Annotated in this window: 20 protein-coding genes; 8 read left to right on the forward strand and 12 right to left on the reverse strand. The window is 73.9% G+C overall.

From position 1 onward, the window contains the following. Both BIU97_RS15520 and BIU97_RS15525 read left to right on the forward strand, forming a co-directional pair. Entirely contained in the window at positions 1-879 is an 879-nt protein-coding gene (locus BIU97_RS15520) for an amino acid ABC transporter permease (RefSeq protein ID WP_083404884.1), read from the forward strand. A 164-nt stretch (positions 880-1,043) separates the two neighbouring features. Next, complete coding sequence (locus tag BIU97_RS15525; RefSeq protein WP_302846704.1) at positions 1,044-1,751, forward strand: amino acid ABC transporter ATP-binding protein; 708 nt, start codon at positions 1,044-1,046, stop codon at positions 1,749-1,751. A gap of 121 nt (positions 1,752-1,872) precedes the next feature. On the opposite strand, the gene BIU97_RS15530 is transcribed toward BIU97_RS15525, so the two are convergent. Continuing rightward, complete coding sequence (locus tag BIU97_RS15530; RefSeq protein ID WP_071298099.1) at positions 1,873-2,838, reverse strand: NAD(P)H-quinone oxidoreductase; 966 nt, start codon at positions 2,836-2,838, stop codon at positions 1,873-1,875. Positions 2,839-2,987: 149 nt separating this feature from the next. Here BIU97_RS15530 and BIU97_RS15535 point away from each other — a divergent pair, with 149 nt between their 5' ends. Together BIU97_RS15535 and BIU97_RS15540 are read left to right on the forward strand one after the other, a co-directional pair. Next, on the forward strand, positions 2,988-3,395 hold the full coding sequence (locus BIU97_RS15535; protein WP_071262609.1) for a hypothetical protein: 408 nt from the start codon (positions 2,988-2,990) through the stop codon (positions 3,393-3,395). Beyond that, positions 3,395-3,880, forward strand: a complete 486-nt coding sequence (locus BIU97_RS15540; RefSeq protein WP_139196077.1) for a hypothetical protein — start codon at positions 3,395-3,397, stop codon at positions 3,878-3,880. The genes BIU97_RS15535 and BIU97_RS15540 overlap by 1 nt, the downstream gene beginning before the upstream one ends. 72 nt (positions 3,881-3,952) lie before the next feature. Here the strand turns inward: BIU97_RS15540 and BIU97_RS15545 are convergent, their stop codons facing one another. Continuing rightward, on the reverse strand, positions 3,953-4,831 hold the full coding sequence (locus tag BIU97_RS15545) for an aldo/keto reductase (protein WP_071262607.1): 879 nt from the start codon (positions 4,829-4,831) through the stop codon (positions 3,953-3,955). A gap of 320 nt (positions 4,832-5,151) precedes the next feature. Here BIU97_RS15545 and BIU97_RS15555 point away from each other — a divergent pair, with 320 nt between their 5' ends. Then, positions 5,152-5,748: a GNAT family N-acetyltransferase gene (locus tag BIU97_RS15555; protein WP_083420987.1), complete on the forward strand. Its 597-nt coding sequence runs from the start codon at positions 5,152-5,154 to the stop codon at positions 5,746-5,748. Positions 5,749-5,836: 88 nt separating this feature from the next. On the opposite strand, the gene BIU97_RS15560 is transcribed toward BIU97_RS15555, so the two are convergent. From BIU97_RS15560 to BIU97_RS15590, 7 genes are all read right to left on the reverse strand, one after another. Further along, complete coding sequence (locus BIU97_RS15560) at positions 5,837-6,466, reverse strand: DUF6518 family protein (RefSeq protein WP_254783013.1); 630 nt, start codon at positions 6,464-6,466, stop codon at positions 5,837-5,839. A 105-nt stretch (positions 6,467-6,571) separates the two neighbouring features. Next, entirely contained in the window at positions 6,572-7,240 is a 669-nt protein-coding gene (locus BIU97_RS15565) for an ABC transporter ATP-binding protein (protein WP_071298102.1), read from the reverse strand. Then, positions 7,237-8,094: an ABC transporter ATP-binding protein gene (locus tag BIU97_RS15570; RefSeq protein WP_071262602.1), complete on the reverse strand. Its 858-nt coding sequence runs from the start codon at positions 8,092-8,094 to the stop codon at positions 7,237-7,239. The genes BIU97_RS15565 and BIU97_RS15570 overlap by 4 nt, the downstream gene beginning before the upstream one ends. Beyond that, entirely contained in the window at positions 8,091-10,913 is a 2,823-nt protein-coding gene (locus BIU97_RS15575; RefSeq protein WP_139196078.1) for a hypothetical protein, read from the reverse strand. The genes BIU97_RS15570 and BIU97_RS15575 overlap by 4 nt, the downstream gene beginning before the upstream one ends. Further along, the gene (locus BIU97_RS15580) at positions 10,910-13,321 is read right to left on the reverse strand and encodes an FtsX-like permease family protein (RefSeq protein ID WP_071298104.1); all 2,412 of its coding nucleotides are present in this window, start codon (positions 13,319-13,321) and stop codon (positions 10,910-10,912) included. The genes BIU97_RS15575 and BIU97_RS15580 overlap by 4 nt, the downstream gene beginning before the upstream one ends. A 10-nt stretch (positions 13,322-13,331) precedes the next feature. After that, the gene (locus BIU97_RS15585) at positions 13,332-13,805 is read right to left on the reverse strand and encodes a DUF6264 family protein (protein ID WP_071298105.1); all 474 of its coding nucleotides are present in this window, start codon (positions 13,803-13,805) and stop codon (positions 13,332-13,334) included. A 10-nt stretch (positions 13,806-13,815) separates the two neighbouring features. Continuing rightward, positions 13,816-14,688 carry an HpcH/HpaI aldolase/citrate lyase family protein gene (locus BIU97_RS15590; RefSeq protein ID WP_071298106.1) on the reverse strand — a complete coding sequence of 291 codons (873 nt, stop codon included), beginning with the start codon at positions 14,686-14,688 and terminating at the stop codon, positions 13,816-13,818. A gap of 354 nt (positions 14,689-15,042) precedes the next feature. Between BIU97_RS15590 and BIU97_RS15595 the strand changes: the two genes are divergently transcribed. Beyond that, the gene (locus BIU97_RS15595) at positions 15,043-18,741 is read left to right on the forward strand and encodes an AAA family ATPase (RefSeq protein WP_441294400.1); all 3,699 of its coding nucleotides are present in this window, start codon (positions 15,043-15,045) and stop codon (positions 18,739-18,741) included. Between the two features lie 323 nt (positions 18,742-19,064). Beyond that, on the forward strand, positions 19,065-19,649 hold the full coding sequence (locus BIU97_RS15605) for a CDP-alcohol phosphatidyltransferase family protein (protein ID WP_071262597.1): 585 nt from the start codon (positions 19,065-19,067) through the stop codon (positions 19,647-19,649). 91 nt (positions 19,650-19,740) lie between these two features. On the opposite strand, the gene mscL is transcribed toward BIU97_RS15605, so the two are convergent. The 3 genes from mscL to BIU97_RS15620 form a co-directional block, all read right to left on the reverse strand. Continuing rightward, the gene (gene mscL, locus BIU97_RS15610) at positions 19,741-20,241 is read right to left on the reverse strand and encodes a large conductance mechanosensitive channel protein MscL (RefSeq protein WP_071262596.1); all 501 of its coding nucleotides are present in this window, start codon (positions 20,239-20,241) and stop codon (positions 19,741-19,743) included. A 73-nt stretch (positions 20,242-20,314) separates the two neighbouring features. Further along, complete coding sequence (locus tag BIU97_RS15615) at positions 20,315-20,602, reverse strand: FmdB family zinc ribbon protein (protein ID WP_071298109.1); 288 nt, start codon at positions 20,600-20,602, stop codon at positions 20,315-20,317. Between the two features lies 1 nt (position 20,603). Further along, on the reverse strand, positions 20,604-21,188 hold the full coding sequence (locus BIU97_RS15620) for a 5-formyltetrahydrofolate cyclo-ligase (RefSeq protein ID WP_071298110.1): 585 nt from the start codon (positions 21,186-21,188) through the stop codon (positions 20,604-20,606). A gap of 114 nt (positions 21,189-21,302) precedes the next feature. Here BIU97_RS15620 and galU point away from each other — a divergent pair, with 114 nt between their 5' ends. After that, the gene (galU, locus tag BIU97_RS15625) at positions 21,303-22,193 is read left to right on the forward strand and encodes a UTP--glucose-1-phosphate uridylyltransferase GalU (RefSeq protein ID WP_071262593.1); all 891 of its coding nucleotides are present in this window, start codon (positions 21,303-21,305) and stop codon (positions 22,191-22,193) included. Positions 22,194-22,223: the final 30 nt, after the last annotated feature.

Consider the following 22,223-nt stretch of genomic DNA (forward strand, 5'->3'; position numbering starts at 1 on the left):
GTGACCGTGCCAGCAGGCGCCGGGACCCCGGTCGCCGCTCCCGCGCCGAGCCAGGTGGAGCTCGAGCGCCGGCTGTACCGTCGGCAGCGCGGACGCCGGTCGATCGTGGTGTCGGTGGTGTCGACGCTGGTCGTCATCGCGATCGCCTACTTCGGCGTCGTGAACACCCCCGGCTGGGCCGCGGTGCAGCAGTCGTTCTTCGACCCGCAGACCGCGGTCGACACGTTCCCCTCCATCCTGCGAGGCCTGTGGCTGAACGTCCGGATCCTCTTCTTCGCGGCGATCGGCGTCGCGGTGTTCGGCACCCTGCTCGCGGTGGTCCGGGGCCTGCGGAGCCCGGTGTTCTTCCCGCTGCGCATGCTCGCGACCGGTTACACGGACCTGTTCCGCGGCCTGCCGCTCATCATCGTGCTCTACCTGGTCGGGTACGGCATCCCGGGCCTCGGGGTGTTCCCGCGGCTGCCCGCCGAGGTGTGGGGCACCGTCGCGATCGTCCTGACCTACTCGTCGTACATCGCCGAGGTGCTGCGCGCCGGCATGGAGGCCGTGCACCCCTCCCAGCGCCTGGCCGCCCGGTCGCTCGGGCTCTCGCACGCCAAGACGCTGCGGTTGGTCGTGCTGCCCCAGGCGATCCGCAAGGTCACGCCGGCGCTCATGAACGACTTCGTGTCGATGCAGAAGGACGTCGGCCTCGTGTCGATCCTCGGTGCCGTCGACGCGGTCCGCTCCGCACAGATCGCACAGGCCGAGACCTACAACTTCACGCCGTACTTCGTCGCGGGCCTGCTCTTCGTGGTGATCAGCCTGCCGCTGATCCGCGTCACGGACGCGATCGCGCGTCGGCAGCAGCGGCGCGAGCAGATCGGAGGGACCGTGTGAGCGAGCGATCCGAGGCGGGCGCGGGCCGCGCCTCCAGACCGGACGTCGGTCTGGGCCCACGCCGCCGGTTCCGAGCTGACGCGCCAGCGGCAGATCGGCCGAGCCGGCGGGGAGAGGCACGGGGCGGGTCGCCGACGTCGGTTCCCGTCCTGGAACTGCGCGGGGTGCGCAAGGCCTTCGGCGACCACGAGGTCCTGCGCGGGATCGACCTGACCCTGCACCGGCACGAGGTCATCTGCGTCATCGGGGCGTCCGGCTCGGGCAAGTCCACCCTGCTCAAGACCGTGAACCTGCTCGAGGGCATCGACGACGGCGAGATCCTGCTCCAGGGCACCGACGTGGCCGACCCGCGGATCGCCGTTGACGCCGTGCGGGCCCGGATCGGCGTGGTCTTCCAGCAGTTCAACCTGTTCCCGCACATGAGCGTCCTGGACAACGTGACGCTCGCGTCGCGGCAGGTGCACGGCGTCGGACGGGTCGAGGCCGAGGCGACCGCGCGTCGGCTGCTCGACCGCATCGGCCTCGCCGAGTTCGCCGGTGCGTACCCGGACCGGCTCTCCGGCGGGCAGCAGCAGCGCGTGGCCATCGTGCGGGCGATCGCCTCCGACCCGGAACTGCTCCTGCTCGACGAGGTCACGAGCGCGCTCGACCCGATGCTCGTCGGCGAGGTGCTCGACCTGGTCACCGACCTGCAGCGCCAGGGCTCGACGATCCTCATGACGACGCACGAGATGCACTTCGCGCGGAACGTGGCCGACCGCATCGTGTTCCTGCACCGGGGCGAGGTCGTCGAGCAGGGCACCCCGGCCGAGGTGCTCGACGCGCCGACCCACCCCGCACTCGTCGAGTTCCTCGCCCGCGTGCACGCCTGATCGCGACCGCGGTGGTACCCCCGCGGGGCGGTGGTGCTGTCGCGGGGCGGTGGTCGTTGCGCGGGGTGCGGGTGTGCGTCACCGGGCGGCCGAGGACCGGCTCACTCGGCCCGCCTCCGGCCTAGAGCGTCAGCAGGACCTTGCCGACGACCTCGCCGTCGCGGACCCGGCGGTGCGCCTCGTCCGCCTCGGCGAGGGGCAACACCGAGTCGATGACCGGTCGGATGCGACCGTCGGCGACGAGCGGCCAGACGTTGTAGCGCACGGCCCGGACGATCGCGGCCTTCTCGTCGAGGGGACGGGCACGCAGGGTGGTGCCGCTGACCGTCGCACGCTTGCGCATGAGGGTGCCGAAGTCGAGCTCCGCCGTGGTGCCGCTGCCCGACGCGATCACCGCGACGTGCCCGTTCGGCGCGAGCGCCTGCAGGTTGCGGTCCAGGTAGGACGGACCGACGACGTCGAGCACCACGTCGACCCCGCGTCCGTCGGTCTCCGCGAGGACCCGCTCGACGAAGTCCTCGGTGCGGTGGTCGATGACCACGTCGGCACCGAGGTCCTTCGACGCCTGCACCTTGCGGGCGCCGCCGCTCGTCGCGATCACCGTCGCGCCGAGGGCCTTCGCCCACAGCACCGCGTGCGATCCCATGCCGCCGGTGCCGCCGTGCACGAGGAGCGTCTGACCGGGGCGGAGCCCGGCGAGCATGCCGATGTTCGAGTAGACCGTACAGGCGGCCTCCGGCAGGCCGGCCGCCTCGACCAGGTCGACGCCGTCGGGGACCGGGAGCACCTGGGCGGCCGGGGCGACCACGAGCGAGGCGTACCCACCGCCCGAGAGCAGGGCGCAGACCCGGTCGCCGACGGCCACCGTCGTCACGCCCGCCCCGAGCGCCCGCACGGTGCCGGAGACCTCGAGCCCGAGGATCTCGGACGCCCCGGGAGGCGGCGGGTAGTTCCCGGCACGCTGCTGCAGGTCGGCGTTGTTCACACCGGCCGCGGCGACCTCGATGAGGACCTCGCCGGCACCGGGCACCGGATCGGGCAGGTCGGTCACGGAAAGACCGGCGTCGTCGGACGTGATGGCTCGCATGCCCTCGACGGTACGCGCGGTGCCGAGGCCTCCGACCGGTCGGAACCCGACAAGCAGCCGGACGAACCTGTGGATGTTCCATGTACGCTCGGCGACGCATCCGCACCTCAACCGGGGGCGTGCGGACCGATCGAGGGGGACACTCCACCATGCCCAAGAAGTTCATCGCACTCGCCACCGCCGGCCTCGCGCTCACGCTGCTCGCGGGCTGTGCCTCCGGCCCGTCGAAGGCCGAGCAGTGCGACACGTTCGAGAAGACCGTGAAGAGCGCGGCCCAGGGCGTGCAGCAGGAGGCCACCAAGCTGCAGTCCGACCCCGACGCCGCCGTCAAGAAGCTCAAGGAGCTCGACGAGACCATCTCCGACGGCGTCGACGACCTGTCCGACGACGACCTCCAGCAGAAGGGCGAGGCGTTCGAGGACGCGTACGGCGACCTCGTCGACCAGATCGAGGACGTCGCCGACGACCCGAAGTCGGCCGACGTGCAGGCGCTCACGAAGTCGAGCACCAAGGTGCAGGAGACCGGCAACGCCTTCGAGAAGGCGTGCAACTCCTGATGCGCCGACCGGTCATGGCGCTCGCCGCCGCGGGTCTCGGCCTCGCCCTGCTGACGGGCTGCTCGTCCGGCGGCGGGTCCTCGGACGCAGCGTCCGGCGGCCCGAGCAGCGCTGCGTCGACGACCGCCTCGAGCGCTCCGAGCACCGCGGCGGCCGCTCCGGCACAGTCGCGTGAGCAGGCGTGCTCGGTCGTCGAGGACGAGTTCAAGTCGTTCATCGCCGCCCAGTCGTCGTCGACCGCGCCCGCGGACGCCGCCGGCCGCGCCGAGCTCGTGCAGGGGATCGCCGACCGGATGGACGAGATCCTGCCGAAGGTCGGCAACGACGACGTGCGCTCGGCCTTCGAGGACTTCTCCGACTCCGCGCGGGACTACGCCGAGGCACTCGAGGACAGCGGCTCCGCCACCTCGACCGAGGCGACCGAGGCGCAGACCGACGTGCAGTCGACGCTCGCCAAGGTGTCGAAGGTCTGCCCGAACGGCTGACCCGGACACGACGACGCCCCGCTGCCCGGACCGGACAGCGGGGCGTCGCGGCGTCCGCGGCGGCGTCGCTGGTCAGCTCGTGGCGGCGCCGGCGGCGTCGAGGCGGGCGACGTCCTCCGGGCGGAGCTTCACCGTCGGCGCGGTGACCGAGTCGAGGATCGACTGCGGGCGGGACGCCCCGGGGATCGGCACGACCACGTCGCTCTTCTGCAGCTCCCAGGCGAGCGCGATGACCTGCGGGGTGACCCCGCGGTCACGGGCGATGTACGCGAAGTCCTCGAACGCGGTGCCGAGGTCGGCCGCGCCGGTGATCCCGCCGAGCGGGCTCCACGGCAGGAACGCGATGCCGAGCTCGTCGCAGAGCTCGAGTTCCGGCTCGCTCGACCGGAACCCCGGCGAGAACTGGTTCTGCACCGACGCCAGCCGTCCGCCGAGCACCTCGTTCGCGGTGCGGATCTGGTCGGGGTCGGCGTTCGAGATGCCCGCCATCCGGATGACGCCCTCGTCGAGCAGCTCGGCGAGCGCGCCGACCGACTCGGCGTAGGGGACCGCCGGGTCCGGGCGGTGGAACTGGTACAGCCCGATCGCCTCGACGCCGAGGCGCTTCGCCGACGCCTTCGCGGCCTCCTTGAGGTACTCCGGGTGCCCGTTCTGCGCCCAGGCACCGGCCTCGGGGCGGAGGTGACCGCCCTTCGTCGCGATGAGGACCTCGTCGGTCTGCCCGTGGAACTCACGGACCGCACGCGCGATGAGCTCCTCGTTGTGCCCGACCTCGTCGTGGGCCGCCAGGTGGTAGGCGTCCGCGGTGTCGATGAGGGTGACCCCGGCCTCGAGCGCGGCGTGGATGGTGGCGATCGACCGACTCTCGTCCGGCCGGCCCTCGATCGACATGGGCATGCCGCCCAGACCGATGGCGCTGACGGACACGTCTCCGATGACTCGTTGCTTCATGCGCCCAGCATGCGCCGCTCGCCGTCCAGGGCGCCCAGCATGCGGACGCTGCACACGCCACCGGTCGCACACGGAGTCGGCGGCGCGTGCCTGCTGCGGACGGTCGCAGCCCGAGCGCGACGGATCCGGCGACCTCGGTCGTCGTCGTGGCACGCAGCACCACGCGGTGCGAGCGATCCGGGTGCGCGGTCGACCACGTCGAGCGGGTCCTCGGCACCGGTGACGAGGACCGTGACGGCCGGCGACCAGTGGACACCGCTGAGCCCCGTCACTGCTCCCGCGGTCGTCGATCCGCCGTTCCGCGCCGGTAGCATGTCGCGATGTCGTCCCCCGTGCACACCGGCAACGCTCCCCACGACATGCGGGGCGACGCAGTGCCTGGAAGAAGCGTCCTCGACACCGGTCTGGTGGTGCGCATCCGGCAGGCCCGTGTCGAGGACTCCGCGACGATCGGGCTGTTCCAGACGCTCGCGTGGGAGCAGACCTACCGCGGCATCGTCCCCGACTCGTTCCTGGACGCCCGGTCCGCCGGTTCCGCGGCGGAGCGCTGGGCCGAGCGCATCGACACCGGCAGCCGGCTCGTGTTCGTGGCGGAGTCGTTCGACGGGCGCGTCCTCGGCGTCGCGAGCACCAGTCGCAGCGCTGACGTCCCAGCCGGTTTGCCGCACCTCGAGCTCGTTTCCTTGTACGTCGATCGGGAGGCGCACGGAGCCGGTGTCGCGTCGAGCCTCCTCACGGCCGCGCTCGCCGAGGACGATGCGCACCTCCTCGTGTTCTCGTGCAACGAGCGGGCTCGGCGCTTCTACGCCAAGCACGGCTTCGAGCGCCGCGGGGACCAGCAGGTCGATCCGGGGACCGGACTCCACGAAGAACGTTGGGTCCGGCAGCTGACGGTCCCCATCCACCCGTCTCGGTGAACGGTCGCTCCGGGCGGCACAGCGGACGACCTGCCGGCCGTCGTCCTCGAACCGCGCCGTGTGCCGCCGTTGCGTTGCCGGCCGATCGTCAGAACGCGAGCAGCCCGACGGCCGTGTAGACGGCGCAGAACGCCACGGCGACTGCGGCGGTCGCGATGATCGCAGCGACCCGGATCGCCGGCCGGGAGACGTGACGGACCAGGACCACGGCGAGCAGCGCGGTCCCGAGCACGCCGATGAGGATCCAGTAGAACGGCGACGTGGTCTCCGCGACCACGGTGAGCCCGTAGACGCACTCGCCGGTGGCGAGCCCGGCGAGTACGGCGGCACCCATGGCCGGTCGCTGCTCACGCCGGTGCAGCCACGCAGCCGCGACCCCCACGAAGGGGCCGACGACCAGCCCGATGACGCCGAACACGAGCGGGCCGTAGTGGATCCCGCGGAGCTCCGACGCGATCGTGTACCCGGCGACGAGGCCCACGAAGCTGACGGCCCCGAGCACTGCTGACACCCCCGTCCGCTGGCGGAGCGACCAGACGAGCGCCGCCGTGACCAGGGTCCACCCGCTCGCAGAGTTGGCGAACGAGCTGATGAGGTCGGGGAGGACTCCTTGCGCGAAGAACGTGGCCGCGCCCAGGACCACACTGGCGACGAGGGCCAGGGCGATGCTGGGCAGCGCTCCGACGCGGCGGCGGGTCACGAGCAGGTCGGGAGACATGGTCATCATTCTGGGGCGCAGCGCCTGAGCATCGCGTCGCCTGGTCACCGCGCCGCGCGACCACCGGTCGTCCCGGCGCCCGGACGCCGTGCGGCCGGGCCCGGGTCAGCGGTCCGGCAGCTCGACGATCCTGGTGGCCCGCTCGGCGAACGCGTCGTCCGAGGACGTGACCACCGCGGTGAGCCCGTCGCGCTCGACGAGCCGGGCGATGAGGTCGACGATGCCTGCCGAGGTCACACTGTCGAGCTGTGCGGTCGGTTCGTCGGCGAGCAGCAGGCCCGGTCGGCCCACGACGGCGCGCGCGACCCCGACACGCTGTTGCTGCCCGCCGGAGAGCTGGTCGGGGCGCTGCGCGGCGTGGTCGGCCAACCCGACGTCGGCGAGGACGGCGCGGACCCGGTCGTCGCGCTCGGCCGGGTCCGTGCGCGCGATGCGGAGCGGTACCTCGACGTTCTCGGCGGCGCTGAGTTCGGGCAGCAGCCGGAAGTCCTGGAACACGAAGGCGACGCGGTCCCGTCGCAGGGCGAGCAGCTCGGCCTCGGAGCTCCGCGCGAGGGGGACGCCGTCGAGCAGGACCGTCCCGCGACTCGGCCGGACCAGGCCGCCGAGCACCTGGAGCAGCGTCGACTTGCCCGAGCCGGACGCGCCGTGCACGACGACGAGTTCCCCGCGGTCGGCGACGAGGTCGACGCCGTCGAGCGCGCCGACCGGGCCAGCAGGGGTGCGGTGGTCGTGTCCGACGCCGGAGGCGACCAGGAACGGTGTGGTGCTCACGCGTCGGCCCCCGGTCGGATCGCGACGTGGTCGTCGTGCAGGCTGAGGCGGACACGGTCGTGCAGGCCGAGTGCGCGCTGGAACGACTCCGGCAGTTGGAGCCGCCCCGCGGCGTCCACGACGGCGTACTCCGCACCGGGTCCGGCGCCGAGGTCGTCGCGGATGGTCTCCGTCGAGGTCCGGCCGTCCCGGATGCGGACGGTCCGCCGGATCTGCGACGCCACCTGCTCGTCGTGGGTGACCACGAGCATCGTCACCCCGGCCGCCTCGTTCACCGCCCGCATCGTGGCGAGGACGGCACGGGCGCTCGCGCGGTCGAGGGCCCCGGTCGGTTCGTCGGCGAGCAGCACCCGTGGGCTGTTCGCCAGGGCGACACCGATCGCGGCGAGCTGTTGCAGGCCGCCCGTCAGGTCCTCGGGCAGGGCCTGTGCGTGGTCGGTCATGCCGACCAACGCGAGCACCTCGTCGGTGCGCTCCGAGCGCGCGCGGCCCCGGACACCGGCGACGGCGAGCACCGCGGCGATGTTCTGCGCCACCGTCAGGTAGGGGATGAGGTTGCGGGCGGTCTGCTGCCAGACGAACCCGACGGCGTGCCGGTGGAAGGCCGTCCGGCCCTTCGTCGAGAGGCCGGTCAGGTCGGTCCCCGCCACCACGGCGGTGCCGGCGGAGGGCTCGTCGAGCGCCGAGAGGATGCCGAGCAGCGTCGACTTGCCGCTGCCGGACTCGCCGACGACCGCGACCATCTCGCCGCGTCGCACGGTCAGGGTGAGTCCTTGCAACGCCTGCACCTCGACGTCCTGCGAGCGGTAGATCCGCACGAGGTCACGGCAGACGATGTCGTCGGTCTCGCTCATGGACGGTCCCTCTTCCCTGGTCGGTTCGCTGTCGGTCGTGCGCGGTGGCGGCCGCGCGTCGGGTCGTCCCGGTCTGCGGCCCGTCGTCGCGGCGCGGGGCCGGACGCCCCCGGTGCGCGACCGTGCCGCGCGGAGCGAACGGGTCGCCGCCCGCCACCGCGGACGGTCCCGGCGGCGACCTCGACCCCGAGGACCGCGAACAGCGCCCCGACGACGACGGCGACGGTCCCGGCGAGCAGCAGCGGGTCGACGGCGACCGGCGGTCGCACGGGGCTACCGGTGAAGGACCGGAGGTCCGCCGCGGGCAGCGTCACCGCCACGACCAGGGCTGCGGCGACCAGCGCGGTGGCGAACGCGGCGACGAGCGTCGGCGCGGCCTCGGTGGCGACCACCCGCCGGTCCTCGCGGCTCCCGAGTCCGAGGACCCGGAGCAGCCGACCGCGCTCGCGCCGTCGGGGACCGGCCAGGACGCCGGCGAGCGCGAGCGCCCCGGCCCCGACGAGGGCGCCGAGGCCGGCGGCGACGAGTGCGATCGCCCGGACGCCCGGCACACGGGGATCCATGGTGAGCTGCCGGGCGACGCTCGCCGTCGTCCGCACGGCGACCCCGTCGTCGAGCCCGGCGCGCTCGAGTGCCGCCGCGACCCGGTCGGCCTCGGCACCGGGCCGGAGCCGGGCGAGGACACGGTCCACGCTGCCGGTCGAGGTGATCGCGTCGGCGTACCGGTCGTCGACGAAGGCCCACCGCTTGGTCAGGGTGAACGCGGACGTGTCCGGCACCGTCCCGACGACCCGCACGGTCGTCCCCCCGACCTCGGAGACCCGGGGGAGTTCGGCGGCCAGCGTCTCCGACACCAGGATCGGCACGCCGCGGGCGTCCGACCCGCGCAGCGCCCGCGGCACGGGGACGGCGCCGGGCACCCCGCGCTGGACCGTCGCCAGGTGTGCGGAGTCCGCGACGACGAGGGACGCCGTGACGCGGCCGGACGGCGTCGTCAGGTCGATCGAGCCCGAGGTCGAGAGTCCCACGGCCGGCCCGACGCCGGGGACGCTGGACAACGCGGTGACGCGCTCGGCGTCCAGCGCCGTCGACTCGACGGAGACGTCCGCGCCGACGGAGCGCCGCGCGGCCTGGTCGAGGCCGTCCTCCAGCGTGCTGCCGACGACGCTGCCGAACAGGGCGACCGCGAACCCGGCGACCGCGACGGCGAGCGCGACCGTCCTCGTGCCGTGGGTCCGCGCGGCGGTGACGGCGCCGAGGAAGCCGGGCAGCGTGGCCCGCGCGCGCCGGCGCCGGACGACCGCACCGAGGACCGCCGGCAGGACCCGGACCGCGACGACGGTGACGGTGGCGGCCAGCAGCACGGGCAGGACCGCCGCGAGCGGGTCGACCCCGCCACCCGGGGTGGCCGTGGCGATCCCGGACCGGAGCGTGACGACGAGGTCGACGACGGTGAGCACGACGACCGTGCCCTCGAGGAGCCCGCGGAGGCGCAGGGCCCCGACGCGTCGGTCCCGGCCGGGCACGACCAGCGCGGCGAGCGCGCAGGGCAGCAGGGCGCAGACGGCTGCGGTCGCCGCCGCGGTGGTCGCAGCGGCCGCCGTGTCCTGGGGGAGCACGTGGGTCAGGGTCGCGACCGCCCAGGCCGTCGCCGCCCCGAGCGCCGCGGCGGGCACGGCGGCCGCCCCGACGAGCCCGGCGGCCAGCGTCGAGCGGAGGCGTCGGTCCGCGCCGCGCGCCGCGAGCAGTCGCCACCGCTCGCGGTCGCGGTCGACGGTGATCCGGGCGAGCAGGACCAGCACCCCGACCACGGCGACGAGCGGACCGGACCCGAGTGCCGCGGCCAGCGTCCCGACGCTCGCCTCCCGCGCGGCGGAGGCGTCGAGGAGGTCGGGCAGCCCCGTGGTGATCCGCGCCGCGGTGGTCACCGTCGACGACAGGGGGGTGGTGCCGGCGAGGACCTGCCGCACCTGGGCGGCGATCTCCGTGCGGTCGCCGGCGGAGACCGCGTCCGTCCGCAGCGGGAACCAGCCGCGACCGGTCGTCACGCGCGTCCGGGCGACGGCGGCGAACGAGTCGGTGGCGGTGTAGGCGACACCGGACGCGGCCGTGCCCCCCGGACCGAACGGCACGGCAGCGGGGCGCAGGGTCGCCGGTGTCTGCTCCCAGGCGTCGGCCCCGGGGTCGTCCGCCGCGTAGAGGCCGACGAGCACGAGCTCGACGGCGACGCCGGTGTCCGTGACGGTGCGGGACGTGCCCACCCGCCACCCGATCGCCTCGGCGACCGCCGGTGACACGACGACCTCGATGCGACGTTCGCTGTCGGCGGCGCGCGGCGCCCGTCCGGAGGTGACGTGTGTCCGACCCGCGAACCCGGGGTCGGCGGTCAGCGACACGAACGCCGGTGGGGCGGACGGCTCCGGGTCGAGCTGCAACGGGTCCGTCTGGGCGTAGTACTCGCCGGGCCCCGTCACGGACCGCAGCAGGGCGGGCATGCCGGCGCGGGCGTCGGCGAGCGAGTCGCCGACACCGGTGAGCGCCCCCTGGGGGTCGGGACCGTACGGTTCGGTTGCCGTGTAGCGGACCTGCAGGTCCCGCTCGGCAGCCGTGGCCCGTCCGAGGTCGTGCTGGGTGCCCGCTGTCCCGAGCGCCGCGAGCACGGGCACGACGAGCACGCCGAGCAGGGTCGCCGCGAACGTCACCGCGGCGACGGCGGCGAGCGGTCCCCGGTGCGCCCGGCCCACCCGACCGACGGCGGCTCGTCGGCTCGCCGGTCGTGCCCGCGCCGTCCGCCGGGGCCGGACGTCGTCCCGGCTCACGGGCGGCCCTCCGCCCGGCGTCCGCGCACGAGCACCGAGGCGGCGACCGCGAGGACCGCGAGCACGAGCAGCGCCGGGGTCGTCCACGTCGTCGCCGACGCGACCACGGGCGCGGTGTCGACCAGGCCGTCGGCGGTCGGGACCGCCGCGAGCGCGAAGGGCGTGACGGTGAGGGCGACGGCGACGAGGCCGGCGAGTGTGCCCCCGACGACCCCGAGTCCGGTGGTGACGGCGAGCGCGGTGGCCCGGGCGAGGGCGGAGGCGTTCGCCGGCACTCCGGCGGCGCGGAGCGCGGACCGGGACCGGTCGGGCCCGGCGACGGACATCGAGGTGACGAGCACGAGGAGGAGCCCGCCGAGCAGGGCCACCGCCGCGAGCCCGAGGACGGCGGTGCCGACGACGGGGGCGGCGCGCACGGCGGACGGCGTGGTCACCGTGGAGTCGCCGGGCAGCTGTCCGCGCAGGTCCCGCGCGACCGCCGCCGGGTCCGACGTGTCGATCCACCGCTCGTCGGCCCGGGGGACGGGCGAGCCGGCGTCGACCGCGCCGCCGTCGATCGAGTTCGCGACCACGGCGCCGAGGTCGAGCGCGAGTGCGGACCGGCTCGCTGCGCCGGGCACCGACGGCACCACGGCGACGACGGTCGTGCGGAGCGTGCTGCTCGTCGCGGCGGGGGTGACGTCGAGGTCGGCACCGGTCCGGACGTCCAGTTCGTCGGCGAGGGTCCGGGTGAGGACGACGGGCAGGCGCTCCTGGTCGGGAGCCGGCCCGAGCACGACCCGGATCGGCGGTGCGAGGTCCTGCACGGTGACGCGGCCGGACCCGCCGTCGCCGCCGCCGACCGCGGCCGTGACCGCGACCTCGAGGCGCGGGGCCGGCTCGGTGTCGGTCCCCGTGACGATCTCGGTGTCGGTCGGCCGCGAGGAGAACGACAGCGTGGGTTCGACGGCGAGCAGGCGCCAGGCCGACCCGCCCTCCGGCAGCCGCCCGCTCAGTTCCCCGGACGAACCGACGGGGACGGCGTCGTCGCCCGACGGCGCGGACAGCGGGACGAGCGCCGGTGTGCCCTCGCCGTCGACCACCCACGCGTCGAACCGCACCGAGCCGACGGCATCGGGCCGGGTGGTGCCGGCGAACGTCGCCGGCGCCGTCCGCACACGGACCGAGACGGAGTCGCCCGTCACGGGGACACCGGACGGCGTGGTCGACCGTGCCCGCTCGAGCGCCGCACCGGCGGCCCCCGGCAGGACGGCGGCGGCGCGCGCTCCGGGGACGGCGACGACCTGCGCGTCACCCGCACCGAGGTCCGCCGTGTCCGTCCACACCGGCGTCACCGCGGTGGAGCGGACCCCGGGCACCCGGAGGTCCGGCAGCACGCTCCGTCCGCCCACCTGCGCGTCCCCGTCGACGCGCACCCGGACGTCCGTGCCGACGACCGCCCGGACGGTGGCCCCGTCCACGGCCGCCACCGTCGCGGCGAAGCCGGCGACGAACACGCCCGTGCCGGCGACCACCGCTGCGGTGAGCACGACCGGCGCCGTCGCGCTCCAGGAGCGCGCGGTCCGGCGGGCCGTGACGGCCGGCAGGAGTCCCCGGGTCGTGCGGACGGCGCGGGCGACCGCACGGGCGGCGACGGCGCCGACGAGCACGACCACGGCCGCACCGGCGAGCACCCAGACGACCGGGGCCACCACGGCGACGGGGTCGACCGCGACCGCGGTCCCGTCGACCGTGATCGGCGGCCCGCCTGCCAGCAGGCGCCACGTCGAGAAGGCGGCCGCGGCCACCAGGACGGCGGCCGTGACGACCTGACCGGCGACCCCGGACCGGCGGTCCCGCGCGCGTGCGGCGAGCACGGCGGACACGAGCGCGTTCCCGAGGACCGCCACGGCGACGACGGCGACCGCGGTGAGCACGACGACGTCGGGCTGCGCGGAACGGGCCGGGTCGGCGGCGGCACCCCGCACCCGCCCGACCAGGACGACGGCGAGCACGGTGCCGACGGCGACCCCGGCGGCGGACCCGACGACGCCGACGAGCGCGCCCTCGGCCGCACCCCACCGGCCGAGCTGGGCACGGGTGGCGCCGCGGGCGGTGTACAGCAGGTCCTCCGCGCCGCGGTGCTCGCCCACGCGGCGCGCGACGACGACGAGGGCCACCGCGGTGAGCACCACGACGACCGCCACGGCCAGGCCGTCGAGTGCGGTCGCGACGGTCACCGCGGCACGGGCGGCGACGGGATCGGTCACCGCGGCCGCCCGCGACGCCGCTGCGGCGGGCCCCAGCACGACGAGCAGCACGACCGCCGCGGACGCGGCCGCGGTGACGGCTGCGCCCAGGGCGAGCAGGCCGGCGCGCTCCCGAGCGCGTCCCCACCAGGGATGCCGTGCGGCGGTACGAGGTCCCACGGGGTCGAACCTAGGGCAAGGCCGACACCGATCCCGGCGACGTGCCGTCCGCGTCGTCGACGGCGTGCGCGAAGACGACCCCGCCCACGGTGACGATCGCGATGGTGAGCACGAAGCCGATCGCCGCGATCCACCACGACGTGCGGCGGCGCACCCAGGCGGCGACCGCGAGCACGACGGTCGCGACGCCGACGACGAAGGAGCCGCCCACGGCGATGCCCGCGCCGGTGAAGTACCCGCCCGGCGTGCACCCCGCCGCAGCGCCGCACGAGGCCGTCGCCGACGCGACCGCGACGATGGCGACCACCGCGGCGACCGCCGTCAGGACGGCACCAGCGGCGAGCAGCAGCACCGTCGAGATGCGGTCGGCGAGCTTGCCGGCGGGGAACAGCGTGCTGCCACCGCGCTCCCACGCGGCGCGCTCGGCGTCCGTGGGGCCCGGGGTGGGACCCGGGGGCGGGCCGGGGACGTTCGACCAGGTCATGGGAGCAGTCCTACCGCGCCTCGACGCCGAACGCCCGGGCGAGGCGCTGGATCTTCTGCGCACGGCCCAGGCGCGGCAGGTCGGAACCGTCGCGGACGACCTTGCCGCGGGCCTCGAAGTCGTCGAGGAAGTCCTGCGCCCAGGCGACGTCGGTGGGCGTGGGGGAGATGACCTCGTTGATGACGGGGAGCTGCTCCGTGTCCAGGCACAGCTTGCCGGTGAGGCCGAGGGAGACGGCGACCTGCGACTGCTCGCGCAGGATCGGGTGCGACGACCCGACGGTCGGCCCGTCGATCGGACCGGGCAGGTCGCCGACGCGCGAGGCGACGACGAGCCGCGACCGCGGGTAGGCCATGGCGAGCGTGTCCGCGCTCGTCCCGGTGTCGCGGCGGTAGTCGCCGGAGCCGAAGGCCAACCGGAACGCGCCCTGGGCACGGGCGATGGACACCGACTCCTCGATGCCGAGCGCCGACTCGACGAGCGCGATGACCGGGGTGTGCCCGCCGAGGCGGTGCCAGGTGTCGGTGACCTGGGCGGGCGACTCGGTCTTCGCGAGCATGACGCCCTGCAGGCCGGGCAGTCCGCGGAGCTCCTCGACGTCGTCCTCCCAGAAGTCGGTGGTGACGTCGTTGATGCGGACCCAGGCCTCGCCACCACCCGCCAGCCAGGCGGCCACCCCCTGCCGCGCGGACGGCTTGGCTGCGGGGTCGACGGCGTCCTCGATGTCCAGGATGATCTGGTCGGCACGGGACCGCTGCGACTTCTCGAAGCGGTCGGTCGCCGTGCCCGAGACGAGCAGCCACGAGCGGGAGATCTCGGCGGGGACGGATCGACGCCGGTCTGGCGTGGGGGCGGGCGGGGCGGAGCGGTCGTCGATGGCCATGCCCCGTTGGTACCACACCGTGACCTCGGCCCCGCGTGTCGGACCGCCGAATCCGGAAACCCTCCGGTTCATTGCAGGAGCGCGGCTCCGACTCCGCCTACAGTGTCGGATGTGTGGCGAGACAGGGTGACCGACGGTGGGGACGACGTGAACGACGACGTCCCCGTCGAGGGCGCCCCCGCGCGCCCCGAGACCGGCAACGACGACCAGCGCGAGCAGCGCAACGGGGCCGGACGCGACGACCAGCGTGACGGGGCCGGACGCGACGGACAGCGCGAGCAGCGCAACGAGACCGGCGACGACGACCAGCGCGAGCAGCCCGACCGGGACCGCGCCGACGTGCCGGACCGGACCCTGCGCCCGGAACTGCAGGTGACGAGCCCGCACGCGATCAGCCTGGGCGACCCGCGCCTCCAGGCCGGCAACGCTGCGGAGCCCACCTGGGACGGCTGGCGCACCCAGCTCACCGGCGTCGGCGGCACCAGCCCGCTCACCCACTTCGGCGACCACCCGCGCGCCCGCATCGAACTGTCCACGACGCACCCCGGCGGCCTCGCGCAGTTCATCACCGGCAAGACCACCCTGCTCTCCAGCCTGATCCGCGACGAGGTCGCCCTGCGCGCCGCGCGCATCGCCGCCGGGCACGTCGAGGCGAAGGGCACCGAGCTCGCGACCGTGCGCGGCATCGACGCCGTGAAGCTCGGCATCGGCATGGCCGACTGGCAGCACGGCGACGAGCACTTCCGGGGGCCGGTGCTCCTGCGCCCGCTGGCGATCCGTCGGCACGGCCGCGACTTCGAGGTCCGGCTGCTCGGCGAGCCCGTGCTCAACCCCGGCCTCGCCGACGCGCTGCACGAGCAGTTCGGGGTCATCCTCGACGCGCAGTCCTTCGTGGCGCTCGCGCAGCAGGACGGCTCCTTCACGCCGAACCCCGTCATCGACCGCCTGCGCGGGCTGACCGCGCACATCCCCGGCTTCTCGGTGCACGCGCGACTCGTCGTGTCCACCTTCGCCGAGGTCGCGACCGGCATGGTCGAGGACACCGGCGACCTGTCCCACCCGGTGCTCGACGCCCTCGCCGGCAACCCGAGCGCGAAGTGGCAGGTCGAGCAGTCGTACCACCCGGTCGAGCAGACGCCGTCCGACGAGCGCAGCCCGGAGACGGACACGCTGCTGCTCGACGCCGACGACGAGCAGGAGAACGTGATCGCGCAGATCGCGGCCGGCAACTCGATCGTCGTGAAGACCCTGCCCGGCACCGGCAGCACCCAGACGATCGTCAACGCGCTCGGCGGCCTCGTCGCCGCGAACAAGCGCGTCCTCGTGGTGAGCCCCCGCCGGGCGACGCTGCGCGGGATCGCCGCACGGTTCGGCGAGGTCCAGCTGCCCGGGGTCGCGGTCACGCCGTCGACCCTGCGCCGCGACGTCGTCCGCGCCATCGCCCGCAACGAGAAGGCGGCACGACCGAACCTCCGCGAGGTCGACGACGCCCTGGTCCGGCTCCGCAAGGTGCTCACCGACTACCGCGGGTCCCTGACCCGCAAGGACGGCGCCTTCGGCGTCTCGGTGCTCGACTGCCTGGTCGAGCTGTCCCGTCTGTCGCTGCTGCCGGTCCCGCCGTCGACGACGGCACGCCTGTCGAAGACCTCGGTGGCGAGCATGGTCGAGGGGCGCCCGCGCGTCGCCGAGACGATGGTGAGCGCCGCCAACCTCGGCGAGTTCCGCTACGGCCCCGACGACTCGCCCTGGTACGGCGCGAAGTTCGGGTCGAGCGACGGCGCCCAGCGCGCGCACCGCATCGCGAAGGACCTCGACGCCGACGGCCTGCCGACCCTGCTCCGCCGTGCGCACGACCTCGTCGCCACGACGCACATGCGCCAGTTCACGACGATCAACGAGCTCGGCATCTACCTGCGCCTGCTCACCGAGATCCGGGACACGCTCGACCGCTTCCTGCCCGTCGTCTTCGACCGGTCGGTGTCCGAGCTCGTCGCCGCCACCGCCCCGCGCGGCGAGGGCGCCCCGATGTCGAGCACGAACCGCCGTCGGCTCAAGAAGCTCGCCCGCGAGTACGTCCGTCCGGGGGTGCACGTCTCCGACCTGCACGAGGCCCTGACCCGCGTGCAGCAGCAGCGCGTGCTCTGGCAGCGCTACGTCGCGGCCGGGGTGAACCCCGAGGTCCCGACCGGCATCGCGGACGTGCAGGTGCTGTTCTCGAACGTCGTCGAGGACCTCGCGCGTCTCGACGAGCCGCTCGGCCGCACCGAGCGCGACCGTCAGCTCGCGAACACGCCCGTCGACCAGCTCGTGCCGACGATCGCCGAACTCGCCGCCGAGTCCGACGTCCTGCACAACCTGCAGGAGCGCACCGAGCTCATGCAGACCCTGCGCGACCTGCAGCTCGAGCCGCTCATCAGCGACCTGGCGAACCGCCACGTGCCGGACACCCAGGTGCCCGCCGAGCTCGAGCTCGCCTGGTGGCAGTCCGCCCTCGAGACGATGCTCGAGTCGGACCGCGCCCTGCTCGGCGCGAACACCGACATGCTCGACCGGGTCGAGGCGGACTTCCGCCTCGTCGACGACGCGCACGCGGCCGGCGTCTCCCAGGGCCTGGCGTGGCAGCTCGCCGAGAACTGGAAGGTCGGGCTCGTCGACTGGCCGGACGAGGCCGCTGCGCTGAAGACCCAGCTGCGCGAGGGCGCCATCACCTCGCGCCTGCTGCAGGACTCCGCGCCGCACCTGTCCCGCTCGATCGCGCCCGTCTGGCTCGCGAGCCCGTACGAGGTGCCGCAGATCGCCGACACGATGCCGTTCGACACCGTGATCCTGGTGGACGCCGGTGCCGTGACGATCGCCGAGACCGTCGGCGCCGTCCGTCGCGCCCGGCAGACCGTCGTGTTCGGCGACCCGGTCACGCAGACCCCGTCGCCGTTCCGGATCGCCGTCGACCCCGAGCACCGCGCGATGCAGGTCGACGAGGGCACCCTCGACGCCTTCCACGCCGACTCGGCGCTCGCGAAGCTCTCCACGCTGCTGCCGACGCTCTCGCTCTCGCGCTCCTACCGCGCCGGTGGCGAGGACCTCGCCGAACTCGTCAACCGCCGCTTCTACGGCGGCAAGATCGAGTCGCTGCCGTGGGCCGGTTCGTTCCTCGGGCACGGGTCGATCGCGCTCGACTACGTCAGCGACGGCAAGGCTGTGCCGGACCCCGAGTCCGGAGCCGTCGAGAGCGTCGACGCCGAGGTGGACCGCGTGGTCCGGCTCGTCATCGACCACGCCCGGACCCGTCCGACCGAGTCGCTCATGGTCATCACCGCGTCGGCGAAGCACGCCGTCCGGGTCGAGCAGGCCGTGCTCACCGCCGCGCAGGGCCACAAGGACCTGACCGAGTTCGTGATCGGCGACCGCGCCGAGCCCTTCATCGTGGCGACGCTCGAGCAGTCCGTGGCGCAGAGCCGCGACCGGGTCGTCTTCTCCATCGGCTACGGCCGCACCCCGCACGGCCGCGTGCTGCGCGACTTCGGTCCGCTCGGCAAGCCGGGCGGCGAGCGGCTGCTCGCGGTGGCGATGACCCGTGCGCGCCGCTCGATGGTGATCGTGACGTGCTTCCAGCCGTCGGACATCGAGGCCGAGCGGATGGGGCACGGCACCATCGCCCTGGCCGAGATCCTCGCCGAGGTCCGCGCCCGCACCACCGCCGAGTACGTGCCGGACGACTCCGACCCGCTGCTCGTCGACCTGGCCCGCCGCCTCGAGATGCGCGGCATCCCGGTCGCGCTCGGCCACCGCGGCAAGCTCGGCCTGGTGGCCGCGCACGGCGGTGTCTGCGTGACGATCGAGACCGACGCGTCGCTCGTCCAGGGCTCGCTGCGCGAGTCGCTGCGCCTGCGCCCCGAGGTCCTGCGTCGCCTGGGCTGGCACTACGTCCGCGTGCACGCGTTCCAGCTGTTCTCCGACCCGGACCGCGTCGCCGACACCGTCGCCGCCGTGCTCGGGGTCGACCGCGGCGTCACGCAGGAGATCTCCATCCCGCCGATCCCCGCACGCCGGTGACCCCCCGGCCGAGTCGGCGGGCCTCCCGGCCCGCCGGTCCGGTCACGCCGGAGACGGACCAGCTGGTGGGCACGTGGACGCGGGCCGACGACGCGTCGGCAGTCGCGCCTCCCGTGCGACCAGCGCCTGACGGCGGCGAGACGGGGGAGGCGGGCGAGCGGCCGGGAGGCCTGGTGCGGCGCCGCAGACGCGTCACCACCCAGCCGGTGCCGGGCTACGCCCCCGACGCGCCCCCGGAACCGGCCCGCCACCGCGACGGGGAGAACGACGACCAGCTCCGGCGCGACGTCCCGCCGCACTGGTAGCGGGTAGCCTTGCCTGCGATGAGCGACACCGTACGGCAGCGACCCGACTGGCAGACCTGGCCGAACCTGATCTCGCTGGTCCGGCTCCTGCTGATCCCGGTGTTCGTGTGGCTCGTCGTCGCCGGGCACCCGGGCTGGGCCCTCGTGACCCTCGTCGTCATCGGTGTGAGCGACTGGGCGGACGGCTTCATCGCGCGGCGGTTCGACCAGGGCTCGAAGCTCGGCAAGGCCATCGACCCCGTCGCCGACCGGCTCGCGATCATCGCGATCGTGCTGTCCCTCGTGCTGACCGGGCTGCTGCCGCTGTTCGTCGTCATCGTCGTCGTGGCGGTCGACCTCGTGCTCGCGGTGCTCTCGAGCGTGCTGTTCCGCGGCAACCCCGACCTCGACGTCACCTGGACGGGCAAGGTCCGCTCGGCGCTGCTGTTCGTCGGGCTGCCGGTCCTGCTGTTCTCGGCCGTGCACACCGTCGACGAGAACGCCCCGTGGGTGCGTGTCGTCGCCCTCGTGTTCGTCTACCTCGGCACCGCCGGCCACGTGCTCGCCGGCGCGCAGTACGCCGTGGCGATGGTCCGCAAGCGCCGCGCGCTCGCGTCCGTCTGACGCGCACCGCCCCCCGCGTACGAAACCAGGTTCCGGACACAGCACCGCGGATCCTCGTGGTGTCGTGTCCGGAACCTGGTTCCGGGTCGAGCTAGAGCTTCGTCGAGCCGGCGATGCCCGGGCCCTCGGGAGCCGTGCTCGGCGCGACGTGCGCACCGCCGCCGGCGCTCGGGGAGTCGCCGTTCTGGGTTCGGAGCAGGTCGCGGATCTCGAGCAGCACCTCGACGTCGGTCGGGGGCACGTCCTGCGGGGTCTGCTGCTCGTCGTTCTTGACGCGTTCGAACGCCACCTTCTTGAGGTGGTTCACCGGCACGACGAGCGCGAAGTACACGACGGCCGCGACGATGAGGAAGTTGAGGGCAGCACCGATGATCGCGCCGAACAGGATCGATGCGTGCCCGCCGGAGACCGTCGGGATCTTCCACACCAGTGCCTCGTCCAGGCTCGAAGCGTTGAAGACGGCACCGATCAACGGGTTGATCAGCGAGTTCACGATCGCCGTGACGATCGCGGTGAACGCGGCACCGATGACGACGGCGACCGCCAGGTCGATGACGTTGCCGCGGAGCAGGAACTCCTTGAAGCCCTTCACGGGACTCCTTCCGGGTCGAGGACGGCCGCCGGCCGGCGGACCGCCCCAACCTACAGACGGAGCAGCGTCGTGGTCAGGACGCGGCGGGCTTCGCCGTGCTCGGCTTCGACTCGGTCTTCGCGGGCGAGGACTTCGCCGGCTCGGACTTCGCCGGGGTGCTGCTCGAGCCCTCGGACTTCGGAGCCGGGCGCGAGTCGGTGCGGTAGAAGCCGCCGCCGTTGAACGTCACGCCGACCGGCGAGAACACCTTGCGGAGCGCACCGCCGCACACCGGGCACTCGGTGAGCGTGGCGTCGGAGAACGACTGCTTGATGTCGAAGGCGTTGTCGCACTCCGTGCAGCGGTACGAGTAGGTGGGCACGTCAGCTCCGGAACGTGAGGATGCGCGACGGCGTGATGATGCCGTCCACGGGTTCGTCGTGGGGTTCGCGCGGGACCTCGTCGAGGTACTCCGCGTCGAAGATCACAGCATAGACGGGCGGGCGGTTCGCCATGGACCCGAGGGTCTTGTCGTAGTACCCGCGGCCCCAGCCCATCCGGACCCCGTCGTGCCCGACCGCGGCGGCCGGCGCCAGGATCGCGTCGACGTCGTTGATCGCCAGGGGGGAGAGGACCTCGCCGACGACCTCCGGCACCCCGGCGATCCCTTCCGCCTCGCTCTCGCCGTCGCTCACCGCCCAGTCGAGCAGGCCGTCCTCGCGGGTGATTGGCAGCAGGACCCGGACCCCCCGCTCGCACGCCCAGTTCAGGAAGGGCCGGACGTCCGGCTCGTCGGGCGCCGACAGGTAGAGGGCGAGCGAGGTGACCTGGCGCTCCTCGACGAAGCGCTGCAGGGTCGCGGTGAGGGCCGTGCTCTCGGTGGCGCGTTCGGTGGTGGTCCGGGTGCGCCGCCGCTGCCGGAGGTCGGCTCGCAGGGCGCGCTTCTCGTTCCCGAGATCGGCGGTCATGCCGAGGAGTCTACCGAGCGTGGCCTTGCGGGAACCCGCCGCGCAGCGCGCAGGAGCGCTGTCCCCAAGAGCGACGACATGCTCTCGGAAGGGTGATCGGATACGGTTTCGACCATGGGCTTCCAGATTTCCAAGGCGGTGATCCCAGCGGCAGGGCTGGGCACCCGCTTCCTCCCCGCGACCAAGGCGATGCCGAAGGAGATGCTCCCCGTCGTCGACAAGCCGGCCATCCAGTACGTGGTGGAAGAGGCCGTCGACGCCGGCCTCCACGACGTCCTGATGATCACCGGCCGCAACAAGAACGCCCTCGAGAACCACTTCGACCACGTGTCGGAGCTCGAGGAGACCCTCAAGAAGAAGGGTGACCACGACAAGCTGCAGAAGGTCAACCAGTCGACGGACCTCGCCGACATGCACTACGTGCGGCAGGGCGACCCGCTCGGCCTCGGGCACGCGGTGCTCCGCGCGAAGATGCACGTCGGCCGCGAGCCGTTCGCCGTGCTCCTCGGCGACGACATCATCGACGCCCGCGACCCGCTGCTCAAGCGCATGATCGAGGTCCAGGGCGAGAAGAACGCCACCATCGTGGCGCTCCTCGAGGTCCCCGAGTCGCAGACCCACCTGTACGGCATCGCGACCGTCGAGCAGACGGACACCGACGACGTCGTGAAGATCACCGGTCTCGTCGAGAAGCCCGCACAGGGCGAGGCCCCCTCGAACCTGGCCATCATCGGTCGCTACGTCATCCGTCCCGAGGTCTTCGACGTCCTCGAGAAGCAGGAGCCCGGCAAGGGCGGCGAGATCCAGCTGACCGACGCGCTCATGAAGATGGCGAGCGCCGAGGAGTGGACCGGCGGCGTGTACGGCGTCGTCTTCCGTGGACGCCGCTACGACACCGGTGACAAACTCGACTACATCAAGGCGATCGTGCAGCTCGCCTCGGACCGCGATGACCTCGGCCCCGACCTCAAGTCGTGGCTCAAGGAGTTCAACGCGGGCGAATGAGTCGGCCCATCCCGCTCGGACCCGGAACGT

Origin of the sequence: Curtobacterium sp. MCBA15_009, assembly GCF_001864895.1 — a bacterium.
GTDB lineage: Bacteria > Actinomycetota > Actinomycetes > Actinomycetales > Microbacteriaceae > Curtobacterium.

Excerpts from the sequence above, each read along its gene's own strand:
- BIU97_RS15530 (WP_071298099.1), bottom strand. The coding sequence starts at position 2,838 with ATGCGAGCCATCACGTCCGACGACGCCGGTCTTTCCGTGACCGACCTG.
- BIU97_RS15535 (WP_071262609.1), top strand. The coding sequence starts at position 2,988 with ATGCCCAAGAAGTTCATCGCACTCGCCACCGCCGGCCTCGCGCTCACG.
- BIU97_RS15540 (WP_139196077.1), top strand. The coding sequence starts at position 3,395 with ATGCGCCGACCGGTCATGGCGCTCGCCGCCGCGGGTCTCGGCCTCGCC.
- BIU97_RS15545 (WP_071262607.1), bottom strand. The coding sequence starts at position 4,831 with ATGAAGCAACGAGTCATCGGAGACGTGTCCGTCAGCGCCATCGGTCTG.
- BIU97_RS15555 (WP_083420987.1), top strand. The coding sequence starts at position 5,152 with ATGTCGTCCCCCGTGCACACCGGCAACGCTCCCCACGACATGCGGGGC.
- BIU97_RS15560 (WP_254783013.1), bottom strand. The coding sequence starts at position 6,466 with ATGTCTCCCGACCTGCTCGTGACCCGCCGCCGCGTCGGAGCGCTGCCC.
- BIU97_RS15570 (WP_071262602.1), bottom strand. The coding sequence starts at position 8,094 with ATGAGCGAGACCGACGACATCGTCTGCCGTGACCTCGTGCGGATCTAC.
- BIU97_RS15585 (WP_071298105.1), bottom strand. The coding sequence starts at position 13,805 with ATGACCTGGTCGAACGTCCCCGGCCCGCCCCCGGGTCCCACCCCGGGC.
- BIU97_RS15590 (WP_071298106.1), bottom strand. The coding sequence starts at position 14,688 with ATGGCCATCGACGACCGCTCCGCCCCGCCCGCCCCCACGCCAGACCGG.
- BIU97_RS15605 (WP_071262597.1), top strand. The coding sequence starts at position 19,065 with ATGAGCGACACCGTACGGCAGCGACCCGACTGGCAGACCTGGCCGAAC.
- BIU97_RS15620 (WP_071298110.1), bottom strand. The coding sequence starts at position 21,188 with ATGACCGCCGATCTCGGGAACGAGAAGCGCGCCCTGCGAGCCGACCTC.
- galU (WP_071262593.1), top strand. The coding sequence starts at position 21,303 with ATGGGCTTCCAGATTTCCAAGGCGGTGATCCCAGCGGCAGGGCTGGGC.